This window comes from Micromonospora sp. ATLC20, from assembly GCF_057196585.1.
This window is the reverse complement of record NZ_JBXUOV010000041.1, coordinates 1-24,150: the sequence shown is the minus strand read 5'-3', so window position 1 is coordinate 24,150 and position 24,150 is coordinate 1. Positions and strand designations below refer to the sequence as shown.

The window sequence follows — 24,150 nt, the reverse complement described above, 5'->3', positions numbered from 1 at the left end:
GTCGCTAGATGAAGACGTCGAGCAGTAGGACGCCGAGGAAGCCGACCACCGAGATGATGGTCTCCATCACCGACCAGCTCTTGATGGTCTGCCCGACGGTCAGCCCGAAGTACTCCTTCACCAGCCAGAAGCCGGCGTCGTTGACGTGGGAGAAGAACAGCGACCCGCAGCCGATGGCCAGCGCCAGCAACGCCACCTCGGGGCCGGCGAGCGTGTCGGCCAGCGGCGCGACGATCCCGGCGGCGGTGATGGTGGCGACCGTGGCCGAGCCGGTGGCGACCCGGATGCCGACCGCCACCAGCCAGCCGAGCAGCAGCGGCGAGAGGTTCGCGCCGTCGGCGGCGTTCGCGACCAGGTCGCCCACGCCGGCATCGACGAGCACCTGCTTGAAGCCGCCGCCGGCGGCGACGATCAGCAGGATGCCGGCGATCGGCGGCAGCGAGCCGCCGAGGAAACCGGAGACCTGGGTACGGCTGAAGCCGGACCGGTAGCCCAGGAAGATCATCGCGAAGATGACGCCTGCGAGCAGGGCGATGATCGGGGTGCCGACGATGTCCAGCGCCTTGCGGCCGGTGGTGTCCTCGCCGAGCGTCAGCTCGCCGATCGCCCGCAGCAGCATCAGCACCACCGGCAGCAGCACCGTCACCACTGCCGCCCAGAGCGCCGGGGAGCGGCGCGAGCGCCGTCCGGCCGGCTCGTCGATCGCGCCGCCGGGCCGTCCGGTGCCCGGGTTGACCAGGTCGTCCTCGGTGACCAGGTCGCCGTCGGCGTCGAGCCGCCCGTCACCGGGCCGGGTGGGGCTGCGGTCATCGGTGTCGCGCCGGGTCGGCAGCAGCTCGGCCGGTGCGGTGGCCGGCACGTACCGGGCGATGAAGTTGCCGAAGACCGGACCGGCGATGATCACCGTGGGAATCGCCACCAGCAGGCCCAGCGCCAGCGTCTGACCCAGGTTGGCGCCGAGCGCGTCGATCGCCACCAGCGGGCCGGGGTGCGGCGGCACCAGGCCGTGCAGCACCGACAGGCCGGCGAGCGCGGGAATGCCGATCTTGATCAGCGGCACGTTCACCCGCAGCGAGACGAGCAGCACGATCGGCACCAGCAGCACCACGCCGACCTCGAAGAACAGCGGCAGGCCGATGAGTGCGGCCACGCCGGCCATCGCCCAGGGCAGCGCGGTCCCGGAGACCCGGCCGACCACCCGTTCCACGATGCCGTCCGCGCCGCCGGACTCGGCCAGCAGGCCGCCGATCATCGCGCCGAGCGCGATCAGCAGGCCCACCCCGCCGACTGTGGAGCCGACGCCGCCGCTGAACGAGGTGACGATCTTGTCGACGGGTACGGCGGCGACCACGCCGAGCACCGCCGCGCCGAGGATCAGCGCGAGGAACGGGTGCACCTTGCCCCACGCGATGAGCAGCACCACAGCGGCGATGCCGAGCAGGGCCGCGAGGACGAGCTGGGTGTCACCGGCGTTCGTGAGCGGTTCCGCCGGTGCGGCGAGCAGTGTGACCACGGCTGTCACGCCCTTCGGTCGTCAGCGGGGTGGTGCGGTGGGTGGTGGTTCCGGCGGCAGGCTCGGCGCCATCCGCCGCAGGGACGCGAACGTGGGTACGAGCGCGTCGTACAGCTCGGAGAAGAGCGGAAGCAGTGCCGCGTACGTGGCGGCGGAGGCGGGATCCGGGCGGACCGTCTCCTCGATCCGGACCAGGTCGGCGGCGACCTCGATCGATTCGATGAGGCCGAGCGCCTGCATGCCGAGCAGCGCCGCGCCGAAGCCGGACCCCTCGTGCCCGGCGGGGAACCGCACCGGCATGCCGAGCGCGTCGGCGAGGATCTGCCGCCACAAGGCGCTGCGCGCGAAGCCGCCGCTGGCGCGGACCTCGCGTACCTCGTTCCCGGCCGCCCGAACCGAGGCGAGGACCAGGGCGAGCTGCTGGCAGACGCCCTCCAGCGCGGCCCGGACCAGGTGCGGCCGGCCGTGGCCGTGGGTCAGCCCGACGTACGCGCCGCGCGGCAGCGCGCTCCAGTGCGGTGCCCGCTCGCTCAGCAGGTACGGCAGCATGATCAGCCCGCCGGAGCCGACCGGCGCGGTGGCGGCCAGGGCGAGCAGTTCCTCCTCGGCGTGCTCGCCCAGCTCGGGGGCGAGCGCGTCGTTCGCCCACTGGAGCACGATCCCGCCGTTGTTGATCGCGCCGCCGACCACCCAGCGGTCCTCGGTGAGCGCGTAGCAGAAGACGCCGCCGAGCGGGTCCACGCCGGGGCGTTCCACCATCACCCGCATCGCGCCGCTGGTGCCGATCGAGCAGGCCACCACGCCGGGGCGGACCGCGCCGAGGCCCAGGTTCGCCAGTGGCCCGTCCCCGGCGCCCACCACGAGCGGGGTGTCCGCCGGCAGCCCGGTGGCCCGCGCCGCCTCCGGGGTGAGCCCGGGCAGCACGTAGGTGGTGGGTACGAGATGGGGAAGCTGCTCCTCGGTGATGCCGGCGATGCGCAGCGCCTCGGCGTCCCAGGCCAGCTTGTGGATGTCCATCAGGCCGGTGGCGGACGCGACCGAGTGGTCGGTGACGAGCGCGTCGGCGAGCCGCCGCAGCACCAGATCCTTGATGCCGACCCAGTGCGCGACCCGCTCGTGCAGTTTCGGTTCCTGCTCGGCGAACCACACCAGCTTGGGCAGCGGCGCCATCGGGTGCACCGGGGTGCCGGTGCGCCGGTGCAGGGCGAGCCCGGACGGCGCGGCCCGCAGGCGTTCGGCCTGCGCGCTGGCCCGCGAGTCGGCCCAGGTGATCGACGGGGTCAGCGGGGTGCCGTCGGCGTCCAGCCCGATCAGGCTGTGCATGGCGGTGCTGAACGACAGGCCGGCCACCGGTACGCGCAGCTCGTCCACGACCGCGCGGATCACGCCGAGCACGGCTTGATGAATGAGGTCCGGATCCTGCTCGGCCCAGCCCGGGTTCGGCTCCTCCAGCGGGTAGCCGATCGAGTGGCTGGCCAGTTGCCGGCCTGTGGTGTCGAACGCGACGGCCTTGGAGCTGGTGGTGCCGATGTCCACACCCACCACCACGGCCGGGTCGCCCACCGGTGCACCTCCTCGCCGCCCGGGGGCCGCGCTCCGCCCCGCCGTTGCGGCTGACGTTACCGACGTGCCCCCGCGCGCGCATGACGAAGCGGGACCGCCCGGAGCCGGTGCCACGGAACGTGAATCGACGCGCGAGTTTCCGCCGATTGTGTAGGTCAATCAGCCGATCGGTCTAATTGGCGACTTTCGCGTGTCTTGGTACCCATCCCGCGTCGTTGACATGAATGACACCCCGATTGGTGGGCTCGCGCGGCGGAGGAGTCGGCGTGGCGAAGACTGATTCGACGGGTTCCACATGGCGGTACCGGTGGGCGCACCGGCAGAACGAGCGGCGACGGCGGGCCTTCCGCGCCGCCGACGAGGCGTGGCGACGCCGCGACGAGGAGCTGCGCCGCCTGCGTACGCTCGCGGTGTCCTTCCACGGCTCGACCCAGGCGGGCGTCGGCCTGCCGATGGAGCTTGCCCCCGGCGAGGTGGTCTTCTGGACGCTCCCGGCCGCGCAACTGGTCGAGGTACGGCACACCGCGGTGCTGCCCGCCCCCGAACTGACAGTCGACCCCGACCCATCCGTGCTGCGTCCACGGCGCCCCGAGGGCGTCAGGGTGGTCGACGCCGGGCTCGCCGTGCTCACCAACCGGCGCCTGGTGCTGCTCGGCGGGCGCGGCCGGCGCGACTGGGCGTACGGCCGGATGACCGGCCTGTCCCACGACCCCGGCGCACCGGTCACCCTGATCCAGGTGCTGGACCGGCGGCGTACCTCCGGGTTGCTGCTGCCCACCGGCGCGGCGGCCGACTTCCGGTTCACGCTCACGCTGGCGTTCGCCGACGCGATCGAGCAGCGCGCGGCGGTAGTGGCCGAGCTGGACGAGCTGATCGCGGAGCACACCGCGGCACGGCCCGAACGCCCCGCTGTGCTCACCCCCGCCCAGGCCCGCGTCACCGCGCTGGTGCCCGGCGGCCGGCGCACGGTGGCGGTCGGCGCGGCGCTCGCGCTGATCGTGCCGGCGATGCTCATCGAGTCCAACCCGCCCACCCGGGCCGGCTCGGAGCGGGCCGCCGCCGCGACGCCGGCTGCCAGCGTCACCCCCGCCCCACCGCAGCACGTCGCACCCGCCGTCCAGGTCCGGCCCACCACGAGCCCCGAGCCGTCCCGCGCCCGTCCCGCGCCGTCGCGCGGCACGCCGCAGCCGCCGGTCGAGCGCCGCTGCGGCGCCCCGGCGAACCCCTTCGGGTACGACTTCTGCGGCGGCCAGCGCATTCGCCGGCCGGCTGCCGGAGTGTGCGACTGGTTCGAGTGCGTACCGGGGTTCTGGTCCGACCGCGGCTGGCTGGTGCAGTGCCGTGACGGCGCGGTCAGCCGCAGCGGCGGGCAGCGCGACGTGTGCGCCGGTCACAAGGGGTTCCGCCGGACCGTCTGGCGCTGACGGCGGTCAGGCCACCGGGCGGGGCGTGACACGCAGCGGCAGCAGCCCGGCCAGCACCAGCGTGGCGCCCACGGGCAGCAGGTCGAGGTTCACCGCGATCGCCAGGAACCCGGCGAGCACCAGCACCGGCGCCCACACCGGCAGCAGCCGGGCCGCCGCCGCCCGGTACAGCAGCACCAGCAGGCCGACCTCGAACAGCAGCGGTCCGCCGTACAGCACCAGGCCGGGCGTGGGCACCGCGTCGGCGAAGCGCGGGAGCAGGTCACCGAGGATCACCCAGACGAAGGCGGCGGCGCCGACCAGGCCGGCCGGCGCGGCCACGTCGTCGAGCGTCCGCAACCGCGGCGAGCGGGTACGCAGCAGGCCGTGCAGCCCGACGATCAGCGCGGCGAAACCGAGCACGCCGAGCAGGAACAGGGTGTGCCCGGTGTTCCAGGCCCAGGCTCCCTTGTCGCTGTGCCCGTCCTGGCGGTCGAGCAGGCGCAGCAGGCCGTAGCCGAGCAGCAGCGCCGCCGACGCCACGGCGACCGGGCGCACCCACTGGTACGGGCGTGTACGGGAATCGATGAGGCTCATCGCCTCAGCGTTCCGCCCGCCGGTGCGCGGGGCATCCGGGTCCGGTCCCGCACCGGACCCGGATCAATCCGCTCGCCTCCCGTAGGGGTGCCCGGATACCGTCCGGCCGTGTCCCGCACCGTCACGCTGGTCCTGCTCGACGCCGCCGGCCGCCCGCTCGGCGCGTTGCCTCCGTTCGGCGTACCGGAGCCGTGGTGGCAGGAGGTCCATTCGATCGTCGACACGGTCCGGCAGAGCCACGGGCTGGAGGTCGCGGTGCTGCGGCTGCTCGACGCCGACCGTCCCGCGCCTCCCGGCGGCCACGTCCGCTACCTGGCGCAAGCAGTCGACGCGCCCGCCGTACCCCTGGAACCGGCGACCGTGGACCTGGCGCCGCACCCGCTGCGCCAGCCGTGGGCGGACGCCGGCGGTCCGGCCCGCAGCGTCGCATGGGCGACCGGCGAGCTGAGCCGGCTCGGCCGCCGGGTGACGGCGGTGGCGCAGCAGCGCACCTGGAACCTCTCCGCCATCTGGCGCCTGGACACCACCCAGGGGCCGGCGTGGCTGAAGCAGCTCCCCCCGTTCTCCCGCCACGAGCCCATGGTCCTGGCCTTCCCCGGTGATCAAGGAGTTGGTGTCGGTGTAGGTCTTCCTGGTGACACGAACTCCTTGGTCAACGGGCCGGTGGTGCTCGCCGCCGATCGGGAGGGGCGGATGCTGCTGGCGGACGTGCCGGGGGAGGACCGGTACGGGGCCGGGGAAGGGGAGCGGGCCGCCGTCGCGGCGGAGCATCACTCGGTGCAACTGCGGGCGTGCGGGGTCGTCGACGAACTGGTCGCGGCCGGGGTGCCCGACCTGCGCGGGGCGGGGCTCGCGGGCTGGATCCGGGAACGGCTCGCCGGGCACGACGTGTCGGCCGCCGCCGGTCTGCTCGACGGGCACGACGTGTCGGCCGCCGCCGGTCTGCTCGACGGGCTCGATCGGCGGTTACGGCAGGTCGGCGACTGCGGCCTGCCCGACACGCTCGTGCACGGTGACCTGCACCCCGGCAACGTGCGCGGCGACGACGGACGCCGGACGGTGATCGACTGGGCGGACTCGTTCGTCGGTCACCCCGCCTTCGACATCCTGCGCCTCACCGAGGACGTCGACGCGGACGCCGCCGCCCGGCTGGTCGACGGGTGGGCGCGGCGGTGGCGGGCCGACGTGCCCGGCAGCGACCCGCACCGGGCCGTCGACCTGCTCCGGCCGGTCGCGCCGCTGCGGCTGGCCGCCGTGTACGCGATGTTCCTCGCCGCGATCGAGCCGAGCGAGCACCCGTACCACGTACACGACGTGCCGGCCGCGCTGGCGCGAGCGGCGGCGGTGGCGCGCCTCTAGACCCGGCGCACCGGGATCCACAGCTCCGCGTCGGCGGTGCCACCGTCCTCGGCGACCCGGACCCGGGAGATCTCCGGCCCCGGCCTGGTCTCGTACGGGTTGGACGGGAACCACGACGTGAACACCGCCCGCCACAGGTGCTGCACCGCCACCGGGAACGCCCCGGAACTGGAGAACACCGCCCAGTCGCCGGCCTCGACCGGCAGGCTGCGCAGGTCGTCCGGCACGTCCGCGCCGGTGACCGCCGCGTACCAGTAGTCCAGCTCGGCGCCCTCGTCGCGGGCACCGGCCAGCTCGGCGCTGACGTTGACGATCCCGCGCGGCTCCTGGTCGGACAGCGCCTCGATGCGGCGGACGGTGGCCGGGTCGATGCCCCTGACGAACGCCACGATGTGCGGGTTCATCCCCTCGTGCACGAGCGGCACCCGCGCCGTCAACCCGGCGAGCCGGAAGGCGTCCTTGGTCACGATCCGGTAGTCCATGCTGGTGTTCCCTTCGACGACGAGCCGGAAGGACAGCCGGGGCTGGGACCGCAGCACCGCACCGGCCTGCCGGGCCTGCGTCGGCCCGACGCCGTGCACGGCCCGGAACGCGCGGGCGAACGCCTCGTTCGAGCCGTACCCCCAGCGGACCGCCACGTCGAGCAGCGACTCCCGGCCGGCGAGCACGTCGGCGCCCGCCAGCGTCATCCGGCGACGGCGCACGTACTCCGACAGCGGCAGCCCGGCCAGCGCCGAGAACAGCCGGCCGAAGTGGTGTTCCGACACGCCCGCGATCCGGGCCAGCGCGGCCACGTCGAGCGGCTGGTCGAGCCGCTGTTCGAGGTGGTCCAGCGCGGCGTTGAGCCGATCCAGCACCCGATGTTCCTTCCTGGTGACGCCTTCGACGCTAGGTTCCCGGCCGACCGCCGACCCGATCACACCGGACCCGGTCCGGTCGCCTCATCGACACTGGCGAGCGTGTCGCATCATGGCGTGGTGATCTTCCGGAAGCGGCACCACAAGAAAAAGAAGAGCCGGGACTGGTGCAACTGCGACGTGCCCACCTGTGACGGTCCGGGCTGCTGCGACCTGGGCCTCTTCTCGATGCTGCTCACTCTCGGTTCGGTGACCGCGGGCGTCGTCCGGCGGCCCGCCGTGGATCGCGCCGGCCGGGCCGCCATCCTCGGTTACCGGCGCTGGCTGTCGCACCGCTGGCCGGCGACCTGCCGCTACACGCCCACGTGCAGCGCGTACGGGCTGGCCGCGGTGGAGCGGTACGGGCTGGCGGTGGGCGGTCGGATGGCCGCCGACCGGGTACGCCGATGCCGTCCCGACGTGCCGCACGGCACCCACGACCCGTTGCGCTGACTCTGATCGGTGCGCCCCGCGTGTCGGCCGGCCGTCACCCGACCGACGTGGGGCTGCCGAAGACGACAGGTACGCCGGGGGAGTAGAGCACGCTCACCGGCGGCCCGTCCGGTGCGGGCAGGCCGCCGGCGGTGACCAGTTCGTCGTCCAGGTCGAGCAGTTCGGCGTGGTGCAGCGGCCACTGTGGATGCCAGTTCGGCACGTGCCGGGTGCTGCCGTACGCGCGGGTGTGCAGGCCCCAGCGCGCGGTGAGGAAGTGTTCCAGCGGCGTCGGCTCGGCGATCGGCGCGCCGACACGCAGCGTCATCCGGCTGGTCGCGCCGGACGGACCGGGCCAGCGGCGGCGGCACCGGTAGGTGAGCGTGTCGCCGGAGCGGTCCAGCCGCATCGCCGACCACTTGTACGGCAGGCGCAGGCTCATCTGCGCCACCAGCACGGGCACCAGCCGGGACGCGTCGAGCGAGCGGAACACGACAGCGCGCCGCCCCGAGCCGTCGACGGAGTAGAGCCGGACGTTCGTCTCCCAGAAGGTGCCGAAGTAGGGCACGCCCGGACCTCGCCCGAGCCCCAGCCCGACCATCCGGAAGCCGATCAGCCCGACGTAGGTGAGCCCGTCGAACGTGTCCGGCCGGGTGCCTGCGGGCAGCAGCGGCGCCACCCGTTCCGGCGGGACCGCCCAGTGCAGGAACGTCAGGTCGTGCCAGCGCTGCGCCAGCCAGGCCCGGCGGATGGCGCGTACCGGAGCGTGCTCGACCGGCTCGATCTCCACCGGTCCATCCTGCCTCGCCGACACAACGGACTCACTCCGGGCGGTGGCAGACCGCCTCGACGTTGTTGCCGTCCGGGTCGCGGACGAACGCGCCGTAGTAGCCGGCGTGGTATTCCGGCCACTCCTTCGGCGCGTGCAGGACCTCCGCGCCCGCTGCCACCGCCGCGTCGTGGAACGCCCGCACCGTCGCGCGGTCGGCCGCGGTGAACGCGATGTGCACGGGCACCGGCGTGGCGCCGGAGGGCGCGGGCTCCACCCAGAAGTCGGGTGCGTCGACCCCGTAGCCGATCGGGCCGGGCTCCATCAGCCGACGCGCGCCCAGCGGGGCCAGCACCGTGTCGTAGAAGGCGCCGCTGGCCGCCAGGTCGCGCACTGCTACGGAGAAGTGGTCGAGCACGTCGCCTCCCGTGGTCGTCGTTGACCGCCCCAGGCTACGAGCCGCATCCGACACTTCCGCCGCCCGGTTTTCGTCGCGCCCGCCGCCGCCGGGCAGCCGTCGCGGTGACGCCAGCCGTCGTCGAGCGCCTGGGCTCGGTGGTCCAGCCTCGTTGAAGACGTATGCCGTCGAGAGCGATATGCCTCAGAGTCATAATCATGACTCTGAGGCATATCGCTTCTGCCTCTATGTGTTTCCGGCGGCGGTAAGGACCGCTGGGTGGGACGCGCGTCGTCGCCGCGCCGTGTCCGCGACGATCAGCAGGCCGGGCACCGCGCCGAGCAGCCAGATCGCGCAGACCGGCCAGTGGATCAACTCGCCCGCCGCGCCCCGGATCTCCGGTACGTCACCCGCACTGTCGCCACCCAGGAATAGGCGGCGGCGTCGTTGCCGTAGTCGCCCGGCGGGACGGAGACCGGCTCGGCCACCCGGATCATCGACGAAAGTCCGCGAGCCGTCCGAAAGGGATTGCTCACGCAGCGTAGGATCGCGTGCGACACAGCCGAACACACGGGGGAAACGATGTTCGAGCGCCTGGGCAGATTCGTCGTGGGCAAGGCCTGGTGGGTGATCGGCGGCTGGGTCGTCGCCGCGATCGCGATCATCGCCGCCAGCCCTTCGCTGAGCGACATCACCTCCGCGGACCAGGAGAGCTTCCTGCCGCGTTCCTACGAGTCGGTGCAGGCCACCGAGTTGGGCGCGAAGTCGTTCCCGCAGGCCGCCACCGCCACCGCCACAGTCGTGGTCAAGCGCAGCGACGGCAAGCCGCTTACCCCGGCCGACGAGGCGCGCGTGGGGCAGCTCGCCACCGCGCTCAAGGCCCGGAACATCCCGCAGACCTCCGGCTACCTCACCGGCCCGCAGGCCGTCGCGCCGGACAAGTCGGTGCAGGTGGTCACCGTCGGTCTCGACGCCGACAGCCCCGACGACCCGGGCCTGCTCGACGCGGTACGCGACCTGCGCGCCGCCCTCGGGCCGGACCTGTCCGGCAGCGGCCTGACCGCCGGGGTGGCCGGGGACGTGGCGAGCTTCGTCGACAACGAGGACACGTTCAACGACGCGTTCGCCGTCGTCGGCGTCGCCACCATCGTCCTCATCATCGGGCTGATCCTGATCATCTTCCGCAGCCCGATCGCCGCGCTGCTGCCGGTGGTGGTCATCAGCGTCGTCATGTCCGTCACCACCGGGCTGGTCGCGGCCGCCGGCAAGGCGTTCGACCTCAACGTCAGCCAGGACCTGCAGACCATCCTGCTGATCGTGCTGTTCGGCATCGGCACCGACTACATCCTGTTCCTGCTGTTCCGCTACCGCGAGCGGCTGCGCGCCGGCGACGACAAGCGCACCGCGATGGTCGTCTCGGTGCAGCGGGTCGGCGAGGTCATCACGTCCGCCGCCGGTGCGGTCATCGTGGCGTTCCTGGTGCTGCTGCTCGCCTCGCTCGGCTTCTTCGGCTCGCTCGGTCCGGCGCTCGCCATCGCCGTCGGCGTCATGCTCGTCACCTCGCTGACCCTGATCCCGGCGCTCGTGTCGCTGCTCGGCCGGTGGGTGTTCTGGCCGTCGAAGGCGTGGCAGCGCCCGCCCAAGGCGACCCTGTCCCGGCGGCTCGGCGCGGTCGTCGGACGCCGCCCGGCGATCGTGGCAGCGGCCTCCGGCGCGCTGCTCGTGGCGCTCGCCGCCGGGGTGCTCGGCTACAAGGCCGACTACGACTTCGGGGCCGGCTTCCCGCAGGACACCGAGTCGGCGCGGGCGGCCCAGGACCTCCAGCGCGGCTTCGCCGCCGGGGCGCTCGCGCCCACCGAGGTCTACCTGACCACCGGCAACGGCACCCCGCTCACCGAGCAGCAGGTGAACGACTTCGCCGCCGCGTCGGCCCGCGCACCGGGTGTCGGGCAGGCGCAGCCGCCGGAGCGCAGCGCCACCGACCCGAGCGTCGTCCGGATCAACCTGCTGCTGAACGAGAACCCGATGTCGAACGAGGCGATCACGCTCGTGCGCGACGACCTGCGAAAGGCGGTGCACGAGGCGGCTCCGCCGGGCACCAAGGCACTCGTCGGCGGCACCACGGCGATCTTCGCGGACATCAACTCGGCGAACAACAGGGACCTGTCGGTGATCCTGCCGGTCGCCGCACTCCTGATCGCGATCATCCTGGCGCTGCTGCTGCGCAGCCTCGTCGCGCCGGTCTACCTGGTGATCGCGGTGCTCCTCAACTTCGCCGCCACGCTCGGCGCCACCGTCTACGTGTTCCAGGGACTCCAGGGCAACCCGGGCGTGACGTTCCAGCTGCCGATCATCCTCTATCTGTTCGTGGTGGCGATCGGCACCGACTACAACATCCTGATGATCGCCCGGCTCCGGGAGGAGGCGCGCGAGGGCCACGAACCGCACCAGGCCGCCGCGATCGGGGTGGAACACGCCGGCCCGACAGTCGCCGCCGCAGGGCTGATCCTGGCCGGCACGTTCGGGGTGCTGATGCTCGCGCCGATCTCGTTCCTCCAGCAGATGGGCTTCGCGGTGGCGATCGGGATCGTGCTGTCCGCGTTCGTCATGTCGATGTTCTTCGTACCGGCGCTGACCGGGCTGATCGGCCACAAGGCGTGGTGGCCGGGGCACGGCGACGAACGACGCAACGGCGGCGGCCGGCACGCGGCACCCGAACCGGCGGACGCGGCGTCGGCCTGACTGTGACCCGCCCCGGCGCGGCTCAGCCCTCGCCGGGGCGGACCAGCCCGCTCTCGTACGCGATGACGACGAGCTGCGCCCGGTCGCGGGCGTTCAGCTTCTGGAGCAGCCGGCTCACGTAGGTGCGGGCGGTGTCCGGGCTCAGGAACAACGCCTGCCCGATCTCGGTGTTGGACCGTCCGGCGCCCACCTGCGCCAGCACGTCCCGTTCCCGGGCGGTCAGTCCGGCCAGCCGCGTCGGGTCGGCCACCGGTGAACGGGCCGCCGCGGCCAGCACCCGCCGGGTGACGGCGGGGGAGAGCAGCGCGTCGCCACCGGCCACGGTCCGGACCGCGTCCCGCAGCGCGTCGGGCGGGGTGTCCTTGAGCAGGAAACCGGCGGCCCCGGCACGGATCGCCTCGAACAGGTACTCGTCGTCGTCGAACGTGGTGAGCATGACCACCTGCACGCCATGCAGCGTCGGGTCGGTCAGGATCCGCCGGGTCGCCGCCAGGCCGTCCCCGCCGGGCATCCGGACGTCCATCAGCACGATGTCGGGGCGCTGCTCCCGTACCACGGAGAGGCCGCTGCCGCCGTCGCCCGCCTCGCCCACCACCTCGATGTCCGGCGCCCGGTCGAGCAGCGCGCGCAGACCGGTGCGGACCAGGTGCTGGTCGTCGACGAGGACGACCCGGATCGGGTTCACGCGGCGACTCCCGTCAGTGGCAGGTGGACCGACACCCGGAAGCCGGCGGTGCCGCCCGCACCGGTGCTGCCGGTTTGGACGGTGCCGGTTTCTACGGTGCCGCCGAGCAGGGCTACCCGTTCGGCCATGCCGCGCAGGCCCTGGCCCGTCCCGTCCCCGGCGGGCGGACCGCCGCGACCGTCGTCCACCACCTCCAACGCGAGCCGGCCGGGCGTGGCGCGGACCGTCACGGTGACCCGGGTGGCCTCGGCATGCCGCAGGACGTTCGTCAGCGCCTCCTGTACGACCCGGTAGACGGTGCTGCCCACCACCGCCGGAAGCGTGTCCACCGGACCCTCGATCCGCAGGTCGACCGCCAGCCCACTTCGGCGTACGCCGTCCACGAGCGCCGGAAGCTGGTCGAAGCCGGGGACCGGTTCCCGCAGCCCGGGTTCGCGGCGCAGCGTGCCGAGCGTCGCCCGCAACTCCGCCATCGCGCTGCCGCTCACCGACCGGATCGCTGCGAGCGCGCCCTCCGCCTGCGCCGGATCGCTGTCGGCGAGCGCCTCCCGGGCGACTGCCGACTGCAACGTGATCACCGACATGGTGTGCCCGAGCGTGTCGTGCACCTCCCGGGCGATACGCAGCCGTTCCGCCTCGACCTGACGGGCAGCCTCCCGGTGCCGCTCCTCGTCTGCGGCGACCGCCTGCCGGACCAGCGCGGCCCGCAGCGACCGCCGGTTGCGTACCGCGTCGCCGAGGGCGATGACGGCGAGCAGCAACGCCGCCTCGGAGCCGAGTTCCGTACCGACGACCACCGCGATGTCGTCCCCCTCGGCCAGCCGGGCGACCACCGACACGGCCAGCAGGCTCCCGGCGACCACGGCGGCCGGGACGACACGCCCGCGCTCGGACACCCGGTAGAGGACGGCGGCTGCAGGGGCGGCCACCCCGACGGGCGGCAGGTCCAGCGCGTAGTACCCGAGGATCACGACCGCCGTCGCGACCAGCGCCGGCAGCGGCCACCGCCTCGCGCACAGCACCAGCCCGCCGAGCACCGCGCCGACCACGACCGCGAGCGCCGCGCCGCCGGGCGACTGCTGGTCGGCCGCCACAGCCACCGCGACCAGGCCGAGCGTGGCCGCCGCGAGCAGCACGTCGGCGCGGGTGGGCGAGGTGTCGGGCACGCCTTCGAGCCTAGGTCCGCGCGGACCCTCACCGCTGTCGTCCGCAGGCGTCAGGGACGACCCCGAGGCGTACGCCGAGAAGCGACACCCGGTCGCGCGGCCACGCGGACGACGGTCGAGAACTGCCGACCTAGCGTCGATGGCATCCCCGAAACGTGAGGAGAGCCCTCGTGGTACGCACAAGACTGACCTGGCTCGCCCTTATTATCATGGTTTGGGCGTCGATGATGTCGTTCGGCGGGGTCGCCGCCGAGACCGTCATGCTCTACCCGAACATCTTCAACGACGCGCCCGCCTCGCTCGACCGGGCCCGTGAGTTCCTCGTCCACGGCGGCCCGCACGACTACTTCCCGCCGCTCGGCGCGTCGGTGATCCTCAGCAGCGTCGCCGCCACACTGCTCACCTGGCGCGACCGTCGGCTGCGCTGGTGGGTCGCCGGTGCCACCGCCGTCTTCGTGGTCTGCGAGTTCCTGTTCTCCGCCGTCTTCTTCTGGCCGCGCAACGAGATCATGTTCGTCGACCCGCCCGGCACGCACTCCGCCGAGTACCTGCGGCAGGTCGCCGCCGAGTTCGTCGCCGGTCACTGGGTGCGCCTCGCCGGAGGTGCGGTGACGGCAGTCCTGGCGTTCGTCGCGCTGCTGAAGCTCGTGCGCTCGACTGCGGCTGTTCCGGCATCGGCCCCGGCCTCTGTTCCCGCGTCGGCGTCGGCTTCGGAGTCCTCAGAGGTGACCCGATGAGCGCGGGTCGCCGTACCCTCGGGTTCTCCTGGCCGGCGCTGGTCGCGCTCGCCGCGCTGGCCGCCCCGCGCGTGGCGCTGCACGACCTGGGTGTGGTGCCGGAGGGCACGATCGTGGCCGCGCTGCTGGCGGTCGTGCCGCCGCTGTGCTGGGTCGCCGCCGTGCTCTGGCGGCGCCCGCCGCGCCCGTTCCTGACGATGGTGGTGATCGGGGCGCTGTACGGCGCGTTCCTGGCGGCCGGGCATCAGGTGTTCTGGGATTCGTCCCTGGGGATGGACGCGCCAGGGCTGGCCGGGCTGGAGCCGGAGGCGCGGGAGGCGTTGTTGCGAGGCGCGGCGGTGATGTCGAGCCTGGTCACCGGCACGATGGTCGGAGTGATCGCGGGTGGGGTGGCGGTGCTGTTGTCTCGGGTGCTGCCAGCCCGACGTCGTGAGCAGGCCGACGCCTCTCGTCCGTTCGCCTGACTTGGCAAGCGGACGGAAGCCTCCTAGCTCAGGCGGCTATCGCCCGCGCGGCGGCGTACATGTCGGCGGGAAGCGGCTGCCGCAGTTCCCAGAGGATCCGCATGGGCCGGTCGCCGCTGTGCTCCCGGTACGTCATCGGACCCGCGTACAGGTACGGCGGTGCGCCCAGGTCACGGTCGGCGATTTTGGTCTCGCGGACGAACAGGTGCACCGTCGAGCCCTGCACGACGTGGTTGACGTACCGCTGCCCGGTGGCCGAGCCCGATGACGTGGTGCTCTGCGACTCCCACTGGAACAGCTTGTCCGTGATAGCGCGGTCGGCGTACATGGTGGTGGGCGAGTAGTGCTCCTCGGACTTGACGAGCGTGACGAAGAACAGATCCGCGCGCTCGTCGGGCAGCCACTTCACGCCCTCGCGCAGCGAGCCCGGGTTGGTCATGCCGAAGGCCGCGCACGCCTCGTTGCGGCTGTAGCGGGCGTGTACCCGCAGCGGTACCCGGCCCGGGGTAGGTGGCTCGGTGACCCGATGGATGCGGTCACGCAGCACGTCAACTACCTGCCGCAGTTCGGCGCAGCGCGCCGGTTCCGCCCACAGCCGCTTGAGCCGGGCGTCGCGTTCGGTCAGCGGCACCGACGGCCCCCACAGGCTGAAGTGCAGCATGTCGAGCAGCCGCCCGGCGGTGGGGCGCTGGCCTGCGGCGAGCTGAGCGATCAGGTCCAGCCGATCGACATCGTCGGTGTGGAGCATCCGGCCGACGGCTCGGCTCAGGTCACGGTCGTCCGGGCCGCCTTCGGCCGGGTCGAGACCGGCGAGGCGCCGCAGCCCAGCCCAGCCACCGATGCTCGCCGATCGGTAGACGTCCTCGATTTCCAGGCCGGTCTCGCGCAGGAAGTCGGACAGGCTCACGTCACCGAGCTGCCGCAGCTCGGCCACCAGCGCGTTTTTCGACGTCGGCAGCGCCGACTTGAGGTTGGCGAGCACGATCTCCTTCGCCACCCGGTCCAGTTCGATGTGGCAGCCGCTTGGTAGCGAGGGGAAGTCGTCCCGGACTGCGGCTTCGACCGCCCGCCGGCTGACCCCGGCGAGGGCACGCCAGCGCATGTCGAACCGGAAGTTCGCGTGCTGGCCGCCGATGAAGTCGAGCACCGTCAGGCACGGCTTGTCGTCGTCCAGCCGCAGACCTCGGCCCAGTTGCTGGAGGAAGATCGTGGCGCTTTCGGTGGGGCGCAGCATGAGGATGGTGTCGACCATCGGCAGGTCGACGCCCTCGTTGAACAGGTCGACGGTGAAGAGCACCTTCAGCTCGCGCTTGCGGAAGCGGTCGATCAGCACGTGCTGCTCTGGCCGGTTGACCTGCGATGTCACGGCCGCCGACGGCACACCGTGCCGGGTGAACCAGTCGGCCATGAACTCGGCGTGGCCGATGCTCACGCAGAAGCCGAGCGCGCGCATCCGTCCGACATCAGCGATGCGGCGGACCGCGTGCAGGATGAGCCGTGCCCGAGCGTCGTTGCCGGTGTAGACGCCGTCCAGCTCGCCCTTGTCGTACCCCTGCCCGCGCTTCCACCGCACCCGTGTCAGGTCCACGTCGTCGTGCAGGCCGAAATACTGAAACGGCGCCAGCAACTGCCGTTCAAGGGCCTCCCACAGGTGCAACTCCACCGACGCGCGGCCGTCGAACCACCGGCGCACGTCGCGGCCGTCGCTCCGCTCGGGGGTCGCGGTCAGACCCAGGAGTACGCGCGGCCGAAGCCGCTCCAGCAACGCCGTGTACGTGGCCGCCTCGGCGTGGTGGAACTCGTCGACGATCACCATGTCGTACGCCCCGGGGTCGATCTCCTGCCGGCGCAGCGACTGGATCGAGGCGAAGACGTGCTTCCACCCATGCGGCCGATCGCCACCCACAAGCGTCTCGCCGAAGGTTCCGTCGCCCATGACCTGGCGGAACACCGACCGGCTCTGCCGCAGGATCTGCTCCTGATGCGCGACGAAGAGCAGCGAGTCGACGTGGCCCGCACGCCGGAGCCGGCGGTAGTCGAGCGCCGCTACCACCGTCTTGCCGGTACCGGTGGCCATCACCACCAGGTTGCGCCAGCGTCCGTGGACCAGACGCTCGGCGTCGAGGTCGTCAAGAACCTCCTGCTGGTACGGGAACGGCCGCACGTCCAGGTTCGCGATCTCGGTCGGGGCGTCGTCGGCGCGTTCCCCGCGCAGTGCGACACGTAGGCGCTCGGCATCGGTTGCCGGGTCGTAGGTCTCAAACGCCGAGTCGTTCCAGTAGTCCGCGAACGTCGCCTCGAACGTGTCGATGACGTGCGGCTGCTCCAGATTCGAGATGCGGACGTTCCACTCCACGCCGTCGACGAGCGCGGCCTTGGAGAGGTTCGACGAACCGACGTACGCGGTGGTGGTGCCGTTGTGCCGCCGGAACAGCCACGCCTTGGCGTGCAGGCGGGTGGTCCGCGTCTCGTAGGACACCTTGATGTCGGCACCCAACTCGGCGAGCCGATCGAGCGCCCGCTGATCGGTGGCGCCCATGTACGTGGTCGTGATGACCCGTACCCGACCGCCTCGAGCGACCAGATCGGTGATCGCGGGCTCGATGATGCGCAGACCGTGCCACTTGATGAAGGCGCAGAGGAGGTCCACCTCGTCCGCCGACGCCATCTCGTGGCTGACCTCATGGCCGATGCGCGGCTGGTGCCGGCCGTTGACCAGGAGCGCGCCGGTGGAAAGCGGCGTCGACGGGCGGATCGGGAAGACCGGTGCGGCCGGCGGGGTGGGCGGTGCGGCGATGGCGTGCAGCAGACGCTGGGCGTCCGCCACCTGGTCGTCGGCGGTGACGGCGCGGGGCTCGGCCTGAGCGATGTGCGCGGCGATGCGGTTCGCCAGGTCGACCTGCCGGGCCAGCTTGTTCTCCCCGCCGCCGACGCCGAGGAGCGCCCGGCGCGCGAGGCCCGCGATGTGCCGAGCCAGGACATCATGCGCGTCGGCGGCATCCAGCTTCGCGTCCCGGACGAGGGCGCTATCGACATGCCTGAGCTGCGTCGCCAGCTTCTCCGTGATCAGGTGTTCGTAGATGCCCTTTTCAAGATCCCCCACGGTGGCAAGCTAACCGCGATGAACGCCGGGCGGAAGCCGGTGCGATAGGTGTCAGGAGCTTTGTCCTATGGCCTGTCGGATCATCGACACCTCAAGATGAAGGTCGACGCGTTGCCCATCGGGCGGCAGTCGCTCGCCGAGAGGCTCTCAGGCGAGATCGGCGAATGGCTTCCAACGTAGACCGTGGTCGCCTTGGGAAACTGACTGCAATCGCTTGGTAAATTCGGTCGCGACGCTCGCCGAACTCGCGAGAAGCGGAGTGGCGGCAGCGATCATTTTGAGTTCGCGGGCTTCCCGCAGAAGCGGCCAGTTGCGGTCGGACATCACGTCGTACCCGTACGCCTCGGCGAGCGCCCGATGCGCCCCGCTCTTCCCGAAGCGGGCCTCGCCCACAGCGACCGCTGCCAGGTCCACCTGCCAAGGCCCACGACAAGTGGCGTCGAAGTCGCAGAGCAGGGTGCCGCCCGATGCATCCCGGAGCAGGTTGCCGACGTGTGCGTCCCCGTGGATGAGCGACTGCTCCACGCGTTGGTTGAGATCAGCGACCTGCGGCTCCAAGCGGTCGCACCACGTCATCAAGTAGTCGTGGTCCTCTGCGCTCAAGCCGTCGGCATCCGCCAGGCGTCGACGCGCATCCCCGATCGGATCCCAGGCGGCTAGCGGGAAGGGCGGGGGTTTGAGCGCATGAAACCGCCGCAGCGCCGAGCCGAGGTCATCGACCGTCGGGGTAGGCGCGGCGGGTGGCACGTAAGTCCACACCGAGGCAACCAAGTCACCGACCGCCACTGGCTGCTTCACGCCAGGCGCCAGCCGGATCGTGGGCGCGTCCAGCTCGGCGAACCATCGCGCCAGCTGAACGACCTTCGTCACCCGGTCCCGGAGCCGGTACGTCCGCGCGATGCGGATGACAAGCCCGGATGCCGGCAACGCGAACACGGCGTTGTTGGTCAGCCGCAGGAGCTGAGCGTCGTCGGCCGGTACGTCGAGGCCGCCGGCGATCTCCCGCATGGCGCGGGTCATCGCTTCTTCCGAGAACCGTCCGCTCATGCCGTGGCCGCAGCTCGTGCGGTGAGTGTCCGTTCGAATTCGGCAACGACGGGAAGGTGGCGGTGCCGTCCGAGATCGCGCCGCAGGTTGAGTACTCGATCAACCACTCGACTGGAACTCAGCGCACGCGACTGCTCGATCACGCGCGTGCCGACGGCGACCGCCCGCTCGGGCTCATCGGTGAGGAAGAGCGCGCTGCACAAGCCGACCTCGTTCAGGACCATGCTGCGGACGTTCGCCGGGCCGAAGGCGACGGTCGCCTCTTCGACGCTCCGCACCGCCTGTGCCGCGCGCGTTCCGGCCTGCCGGGCCATGTCGCGGTACACGCGGCCGTACTGGGCTAGCAGTTCGCCACGGTCGTAGAAGGCCATCCAGGTCGGCTCGCGTTCGGGATCCACACGCTCGAACTGATCACTCGCGCGACCGAGGAGGGTCAGCGCGCTTCGGTGGTCGCCGAGTGCGGCTGTCGAAGCGGCCTCCGCGCCCCAGAGCAGCGCCGTCACCGCCGGGGTCGCCCGTGATCCCAGCTCTGAGTGGGCCAGCCTCAGCGCGGCCAGAGCATCCTGGTTGTGCCGAAGGTGCTGTAGCTGCTTGGCCTGCGAGTAGCGGATCAGGGCCGCCAGCGGGGCATCGTCAGCGGACATTGCGGCCCGCTCGCCGGCGGCGAAATGCCGCTGAGCGTCCGTGTGCCGGCCGGCGTCCAGCGCGGTCCAGCCGGCCAGTTGACGTGCCGCCGCGACCGCCGCGACCAAGCGGGGTGTCAGCCCGGGCGCGTGTGACCAGTCAAGCATTCTGTACACCGACTCCGCGAACCGCGCGACCTCCCGATAGAGCAGGCCGCCACCGCATTCGTAGTCGACCGACCGGTAGAGCTCCAGGACCGCGTTCAGCCGAGAGACGTCCGCACTGCCGATACGCCGGGGCCGGGGCTGCTCACCGACCCCGACCAGCCCGGCTCCTGCCGACACCGCGGCGATGCCGGCCAGAAGGGTTCGCCGGCCCAGGTCTGGTGTTGTGCGGACCTTGTCGGCCACAGCGCCGACTGCGAACCAGAGAGATCCCGGCGGGATGCGGAGCACGGTCGCCCAGTGCGCCAGCCGGTCGAGATGCACCAGGGCGGGGCCGTTCTCGATCCGGCTCAACTGCGCCTGCGTGATCCCTAGCCACCCCGCGACGACGCTCTGCGGCAACGGGTTCCGACCGTGGTACGGGTGGTGGCGGTACGCCCGGATCACCTGCCCGAGATGCCGCCGGGCCAACGCCGTCCGTACCGGTTCATGGTCCCAGAAAGAATCGGGTACGGCGGGTGGCGTGCTGAGGCGGTCGCGTTCGGCGGCCTGGCAGGGCGCGCAGCGTCCCGTGTCGTTGTCGCGAGCCAGGCGGCCGCCGCAGCGGGGGCAGTTCGCAGGTGTCACCGGCAACCTCGCCGTTCGCGGAGAACCTGTGTCCGAAGTCGAGCCTAGCCATTCAACCCGATCCGGAGCGGGCCGGTATACGCGCTGTGCATATCGCGTCATGTCTCGGAATGGTGACCGAGGGTATGCGGTACATGCATTGCGGCCACGATCATCAGGGCATGCGCCTTCTGCCGATAAGGACTGAGGGCCGGCGCATGGCCCGGGGCGGGTGCCGGGCTCCGGCGGCACCGCGTCCCCCGATCGCGGCTTCCGCCGACCCCGCCCGCCCCGGCGCCACTCCACGAGATCCGATCCGGAGGCGTTTGCCGATGTCCGCCGTACTCGCCGACTTCCCCGTCCTCACCCCGGTCACCGACGAGGACCTGCTCGTCGCCGCGCTGGCCGTGCGCGTACACGTACCCGAGCGCTGGCCGCAGGGGCCGCTGTGCCGCAGCGAGCGCGTCCCGTACCCCTGCCGGCTGGCCCGGTGGGGGAGGGCGACGCTCGCCGCGGCCGGGCTGCCCGACGAGGCCGTGGCGGCCGGGATGGTGGCGTGGTGATCTACGTGACCGGGGATCGGGTGCAGGCGTATCAGGTGCGCAGCGCCGTCTTCGACACCCGCTGGCGTGGCCTGGACCCGGCGCAGGTGCACGACTACCTGTGCCGGGTCGCCGACGAGATGGACCGCCTGCACCGGGAGCTGACCACGGCGCGCACCGAGTCGGAGCGGGTCCGCCAGGCGCTGCGGCAGTGGCAGTCCCGCCACAACGGCTGCCGGCGACGCGGCCACGATGACTGAGCCGCGCTGGATCGTCCACCTGCCGACCACGCTGACCAGCCGGGACGCCGCCGTCGAGCTGGCCGCTGCGCTCGCCCGGTCGCTCGGGCATCTGGATGCCGTCGACTTCGGTGAGACGACGCTCAGCGAGGAGGACGCGCAGCACCTGCGGTACCGGGTCTGGTGCGACGTGCGGCTGCCCGGCGGTGGGCGCTGCGGACACCGGGATGGTCACGACGGGTCCTGCGGGGCGACGGAGCTGCGCTGACAGCGGCGTGTCGATCGATGCACGCCCTGGTGACGGGCCGGTCCGCTGGGAGCGGTCCCAAACGGGGCGACCATCCACCCCGTACGGTCGCTACACTCCCCGAAAACACCCGGAACCGTCCACAGAGTCTGGAGACGCCTGTGACCCGCGACAAGGCCGCGCCGCCCGGAATCGACGTCACCATCCCCAGCGTGGCCCGGGTCTACGACTACTTCCTGGGCGGCAAGGACAACTTCGAGGTCGACCGGAAGGTCGCCGAGCACGCCCTGCGGATCACGCCGGACGGGCCGGCCGCCGGTCAGGCGAACCGGGCGTTCCTCCGCCGGGTGATCCGCTACCTGGTGACCGAGGCGGGCATCGACCAGTTCCTCGACATCGGCTCGGGGCTGCCCACCCAGGGCAACGTGCACGAGGTCGCGATCGAGCACAACCCGGCCGCCCGCGTCGTGTACGTGGACAACGACCCGATCGTCCTGGCGCACGGGCGGGCGCTGCTCGCCGCGGAGGGCACCGCGACGGTGATCCAGGCCGACATTCGGGAACCGCAGGAGATCCTCAACGATCCGGACGTCCGCCGGTTCCTCGACTTCGACCGCCCGATCGGGCTGCTGCTGTTCGCGATCCTGCACCACATCGGCGACGACGAGGACCCGCGATCGGTGGCGGCGGCGCTGGTCGACGCGCTGCCGTCCGGCAGCTACGTCGCGATCTCGCACTTCCGTGACCCGGGCGAGCGGGATCCGGAGGGCTCCCGCAAGGCCCGCGAGGTCGAGCGGGTGTTCAACGAGTCGCTCGGCACCGGCCGCTGGCGTACCGATGAGGAGATCCTCGCGTTCGCCGACGGGCTGACGCTGCTGGAGCCGGGCCTGGTGCCGCTTGCGGAGTGGCGTCCGAACCCGGACGCGCCCGCCCAGCAGCAGACCGACACCTACCACACCTTCGTCGGACTGCTCGCCCGCAAGCCGTAGGCGGTGCGAAGGGCCCGCGAGCGGGTGCGGGCACGTCAGCCGGGCTCCTCGTCGCTCTCCTCGAACCGTGCCAACGCGGCGGACAGGTCCCGCAGGAACGCGTCGACCCGGGCGCGGTAGTAGCCGTGGGCGACGAGCGGCAACTCGAGCAGGGCCCGCTCCACCTGTACCTTCGTTGCGAGGCGCAGCAGGTGATCCTCCGACCGCAGCGCCTCCCGGCCCTTCTGCACGAGGGCGTCGACGGCATCCCTGTCGTATCCGCGCGCTTCGATCGGGAAGTCGGCTGAGTCGAAACGCTGCCGGACGATCTGTCGGTGGTCGGTGAAACGGCTGCCGCCGTACCGGGCGAGAGCGTCGGCTACCTGGTCCGTCTTCTCCCGAACGTCGTGCACTTCGAGCAGGACCAGGCAGGGCCAGCCGTCCAACGGGCTGCGGTGTGTCAGTGGAACGTCGAGGGCCGACGTGGCGGCGGGTACGAGCAGCAGCAGCGGCGATGGCATCCTCTTGTCGGACAGCACCGGAGGTTGCTGCTCCAGGACCAGGTGGTCGATCTGCGCCCAGGGCAGCAGCCGGTTCAGTCCGGCCGTCCGGACGGTCAAGCCGTCGACGTTGATGTGGAACCGGAACGGCCGGACCGCCTGGACGATGCCCGCAGCGCCGACGAGCATGACGAGCCCGCCGAAGATCAGCCCGCCGACCAGTCGAAGGGTGCTGCCGGTCAGCCCGGACAACACCATGCAGAAACCGAACGGCAGCATGACGACGCCGATTACCAAACCGGCGCGACGGTGGTGGAGATCCATCTTCTCACCCGCGATTCCCCGTCTTTCCTGACTGAGAGGGTGACAACCGGGCGCAAATTGATCGATGAAGCAGGCGGCGATCTTCCTGGCGGCGGTGGGCGGCCCTACCCGCGGGCGTGTTAAGAAGGGGCCCCGCCTCTACCAGAGACGTTAAAAGGGGGCCCTTCCTTGCACGAAGCCGAGCAGGTGATCCAGCGTGTGCTGCGGGATCTGCGCGACGGCACGCACCGTGGCGTCGTCGTGGACTCGCCTCCCGGCGCCGGGAAGTCCACCCTCGTCGTCCGCGCCGCGATCGAGACCGCAGCCACCGGCGACCCGCTGATGATCGTGGCGCAGACGAACGAGCAGGTGGACGACCTCATCGACCGGCTCGGCCGCAAGGCGCCGGAGCTGCGCGTCGGGCGGCTCTCCGCGACCGACTACCGGCCCACCGAGCGGGTCACCGCCCACCCGGCGGTCCGGGTCGCGGCGAAGGTCGCCGACCTGGGCGGGCCGGCGGTCACCATCGGTACGGCGGCCAAGTGGGCCACCGTCACCGAGGGAAGCTGGCCGTGGGCGATCGTGGACGAGGCGTACCAGATGCGCGCGGATGCGCTGCTGCGCGTGGCGGGACGGTTCGAGCGGGCGCTGTTCGTCGGCGACCCCGGTCAGCTCGATCCGTTCAGCACCGTGGAGACGTTCCGCTGGACCGGCCTGACCTGGGATCCGATGCAGTCGGCGGTGGCCACGCTGCTGCGGCACAACCCGGAGCTGCCGGTGCACCGGTTGCCGGTGTCGTGGCGGCTGCCCGACTCGGCCGCACCTGTGGTGTCCGCCGCGTTCTACCCGTTCACCGGGTTCCGCGCCGGGACCGGCCCGGCCGACCGGGCGCTGACGTTCACCGGGCCCGGTGCGGGTGACGCCTACGACGCCTCGGTCGAGCTGGCCGCCGCTACCGGCTGGGCGTTGCACGAGCTGCCCGCCCGGCACACCGTGCGTACCGATGGGGAGGCCGCCGCGGCCTGCGCGGAGCTGGCGTTGCGGGTGCTGGCGCGCGGCGCGGTCGCGGTCAGCGAGGCCGCGC

At 72.1% G+C, this 24,150-nt stretch carries 24 protein-coding genes; 11 read left to right on the top strand and 13 right to left on the bottom strand.

The genetic code is table 11. The features are described from left to right. Window positions 1-4: 4 nt before the first annotated feature. Entirely contained in the window at window positions 5-1,513 is a 1,509-nt protein-coding gene (locus tag AC2CHG_RS11930; RefSeq protein WP_194799819.1) for a GntT/GntP/DsdX family permease, read from the bottom strand. 21 nt (window positions 1,514-1,534) lie between these two features. Further along, window positions 1,535-3,076, bottom strand: coding sequence for a gluconokinase (locus AC2CHG_RS11925; RefSeq protein ID WP_484524748.1), 1,542 nt, complete (start codon window positions 3,074-3,076; stop codon window positions 1,535-1,537). Window positions 3,077-3,342: 266 nt separating this feature from the next. Between AC2CHG_RS11925 and AC2CHG_RS11920 the strand changes: the two genes are divergently transcribed. Then, a complete protein-coding gene (locus AC2CHG_RS11920; RefSeq protein ID WP_484524747.1) occupies window positions 3,343-4,500 on the top strand; it encodes a hypothetical protein in 1,158 nt (385 codons plus the stop codon). A gap of 6 nt (window positions 4,501-4,506) precedes the next feature. Here AC2CHG_RS11920 and AC2CHG_RS11915 read toward each other — a convergent pair whose 3' ends face one another. Continuing rightward, window positions 4,507-5,076 (bottom strand): hypothetical protein, encoded by a 570-nt coding sequence (locus AC2CHG_RS11915; RefSeq protein WP_484524746.1) that lies wholly within the window; start codon window positions 5,074-5,076, stop codon window positions 4,507-4,509. Between the two features lie 108 nt (window positions 5,077-5,184). On the opposite strand from AC2CHG_RS11915, the gene AC2CHG_RS11910 reads away from it, so the two are divergent. Beyond that, the gene (locus AC2CHG_RS11910; RefSeq protein WP_484524745.1) at window positions 5,185-6,435 is read left to right on the top strand and encodes a phosphotransferase; all 1,251 of its coding nucleotides are present in this window, start codon (window positions 5,185-5,187) and stop codon (window positions 6,433-6,435) included. On the opposite strand, the gene AC2CHG_RS11905 is transcribed toward AC2CHG_RS11910, so the two are convergent. Beyond that, on the bottom strand, window positions 6,432-7,292 hold the full coding sequence (locus AC2CHG_RS11905; RefSeq protein ID WP_262014937.1) for an AraC family transcriptional regulator: 861 nt from the start codon (window positions 7,290-7,292) through the stop codon (window positions 6,432-6,434). The two genes, AC2CHG_RS11910 and AC2CHG_RS11905, sit on opposite strands and share 4 nt — an antisense overlap. A gap of 120 nt (window positions 7,293-7,412) precedes the next feature. Between AC2CHG_RS11905 and yidD the strand changes: the two genes are divergently transcribed. Continuing rightward, window positions 7,413-7,784 (top strand): membrane protein insertion efficiency factor YidD, encoded by a 372-nt coding sequence (yidD, locus tag AC2CHG_RS11900; protein ID WP_334466188.1) that lies wholly within the window; start codon window positions 7,413-7,415, stop codon window positions 7,782-7,784. Window positions 7,785-7,818: 34 nt separating this feature from the next. Here the strand turns inward: yidD and AC2CHG_RS11895 are convergent, their stop codons facing one another. The 3 genes from AC2CHG_RS11895 to AC2CHG_RS11885 form a co-directional block, all read right to left on the bottom strand. Then, complete coding sequence (locus AC2CHG_RS11895) at window positions 7,819-8,553, bottom strand: YqjF family protein (protein ID WP_262014935.1); 735 nt, start codon at window positions 8,551-8,553, stop codon at window positions 7,819-7,821. 31 nt (window positions 8,554-8,584) lie between these two features. Beyond that, entirely contained in the window at window positions 8,585-8,950 is a 366-nt protein-coding gene (locus AC2CHG_RS11890; RefSeq protein ID WP_262014934.1) for a VOC family protein, read from the bottom strand. 350 nt (window positions 8,951-9,300) lie between these two features. Next, complete coding sequence (locus tag AC2CHG_RS11885; RefSeq protein ID WP_484524744.1) at window positions 9,301-9,426, bottom strand: hypothetical protein; 126 nt, start codon at window positions 9,424-9,426, stop codon at window positions 9,301-9,303. Between the two features lie 85 nt (window positions 9,427-9,511). On the opposite strand from AC2CHG_RS11885, the gene AC2CHG_RS11880 reads away from it, so the two are divergent. Beyond that, complete coding sequence (locus AC2CHG_RS11880) at window positions 9,512-11,671, top strand: MMPL family transporter (RefSeq protein WP_357208077.1); 2,160 nt, start codon at window positions 9,512-9,514, stop codon at window positions 11,669-11,671. A gap of 22 nt (window positions 11,672-11,693) precedes the next feature. Here AC2CHG_RS11880 and AC2CHG_RS11875 read toward each other — a convergent pair whose 3' ends face one another. Next, window positions 11,694-12,356, bottom strand: coding sequence for a response regulator (locus AC2CHG_RS11875; RefSeq protein WP_484524743.1), 663 nt, complete (start codon window positions 12,354-12,356; stop codon window positions 11,694-11,696). Then, window positions 12,353-13,522 (bottom strand): sensor histidine kinase, encoded by a 1,170-nt coding sequence (locus AC2CHG_RS11870; RefSeq protein ID WP_484524742.1) that lies wholly within the window; start codon window positions 13,520-13,522, stop codon window positions 12,353-12,355. The genes AC2CHG_RS11875 and AC2CHG_RS11870 overlap by 4 nt, the downstream gene beginning before the upstream one ends. Before the next feature lie 209 nt (window positions 13,523-13,731). On the opposite strand from AC2CHG_RS11870, the gene AC2CHG_RS11865 reads away from it, so the two are divergent. After that, a complete protein-coding gene (locus AC2CHG_RS11865; protein ID WP_484524741.1) occupies window positions 13,732-14,259 on the top strand; it encodes an anthrone oxygenase family protein in 528 nt (175 codons plus the stop codon). Beyond that, window positions 14,256-14,723, top strand: coding sequence for a hypothetical protein (locus tag AC2CHG_RS11860; RefSeq protein ID WP_484524740.1), 468 nt, complete (start codon window positions 14,256-14,258; stop codon window positions 14,721-14,723). Before AC2CHG_RS11865 ends, AC2CHG_RS11860 begins: the two co-directional genes overlap by 4 nt. A gap of 28 nt (window positions 14,724-14,751) precedes the next feature. Here the strand turns inward: AC2CHG_RS11860 and AC2CHG_RS11855 are convergent, their stop codons facing one another. The 3 genes from AC2CHG_RS11855 to AC2CHG_RS11845 all read right to left on the bottom strand — a co-directional run bounded on the left by AC2CHG_RS11855 (window position 14,752) and on the right by AC2CHG_RS11845 (window position 20,288). Continuing rightward, window positions 14,752-17,826 carry a DEAD/DEAH box helicase gene (locus AC2CHG_RS11855; RefSeq protein ID WP_484524739.1) on the bottom strand — a complete coding sequence of 1,025 codons (3,075 nt, stop codon included), beginning with the start codon at window positions 17,824-17,826 and terminating at the stop codon, window positions 14,752-14,754. A 147-nt stretch (window positions 17,827-17,973) separates the two neighbouring features. After that, the gene (locus tag AC2CHG_RS11850; RefSeq protein WP_484524738.1) at window positions 17,974-18,873 is read right to left on the bottom strand and encodes a phosphotransferase enzyme family protein; all 900 of its coding nucleotides are present in this window, start codon (window positions 18,871-18,873) and stop codon (window positions 17,974-17,976) included. After that, window positions 18,870-20,288, bottom strand: a complete 1,419-nt coding sequence (locus AC2CHG_RS11845; protein WP_484524737.1) for a helix-turn-helix domain-containing protein — start codon at window positions 20,286-20,288, stop codon at window positions 18,870-18,872. The genes AC2CHG_RS11850 and AC2CHG_RS11845 overlap by 4 nt, the downstream gene beginning before the upstream one ends. Before the next feature lie 311 nt (window positions 20,289-20,599). Here AC2CHG_RS11845 and AC2CHG_RS11840 point away from each other — a divergent pair, with 311 nt between their 5' ends. The 4 genes from AC2CHG_RS11840 to AC2CHG_RS11825 all read left to right on the top strand — a co-directional run bounded on the left by AC2CHG_RS11840 (window position 20,600) and on the right by AC2CHG_RS11825 (window position 22,284). Further along, complete coding sequence (locus tag AC2CHG_RS11840) at window positions 20,600-20,830, top strand: hypothetical protein (protein WP_355507266.1); 231 nt, start codon at window positions 20,600-20,602, stop codon at window positions 20,828-20,830. After that, window positions 20,827-21,069 (top strand): DivIVA domain-containing protein, encoded by a 243-nt coding sequence (locus AC2CHG_RS11835; protein ID WP_355507268.1) that lies wholly within the window; start codon window positions 20,827-20,829, stop codon window positions 21,067-21,069. The genes AC2CHG_RS11840 and AC2CHG_RS11835 overlap by 4 nt, the downstream gene beginning before the upstream one ends. Then, window positions 21,062-21,316 carry a hypothetical protein gene (locus tag AC2CHG_RS11830; protein ID WP_355507270.1) on the top strand — a complete coding sequence of 85 codons (255 nt, stop codon included), beginning with the start codon at window positions 21,062-21,064 and terminating at the stop codon, window positions 21,314-21,316. Before AC2CHG_RS11835 ends, AC2CHG_RS11830 begins: the two co-directional genes overlap by 8 nt. A 140-nt stretch (window positions 21,317-21,456) precedes the next feature. Beyond that, the gene (locus AC2CHG_RS11825) at window positions 21,457-22,284 is read left to right on the top strand and encodes an SAM-dependent methyltransferase (RefSeq protein WP_463840438.1); all 828 of its coding nucleotides are present in this window, start codon (window positions 21,457-21,459) and stop codon (window positions 22,282-22,284) included. Window positions 22,285-22,319: 35 nt separating this feature from the next. Here the strand turns inward: AC2CHG_RS11825 and AC2CHG_RS11820 are convergent, their stop codons facing one another. Continuing rightward, window positions 22,320-23,087 carry a hypothetical protein gene (locus AC2CHG_RS11820; RefSeq protein ID WP_484524736.1) on the bottom strand — a complete coding sequence of 256 codons (768 nt, stop codon included), beginning with the start codon at window positions 23,085-23,087 and terminating at the stop codon, window positions 22,320-22,322. Window positions 23,088-23,255: 168 nt separating this feature from the next. Here AC2CHG_RS11820 and AC2CHG_RS11815 point away from each other — a divergent pair. Next, the coding region (locus tag AC2CHG_RS11815) for an AAA family ATPase (protein WP_484524735.1) at window positions 23,256-24,150 on the top strand (895 nt) is incomplete at its 3' end.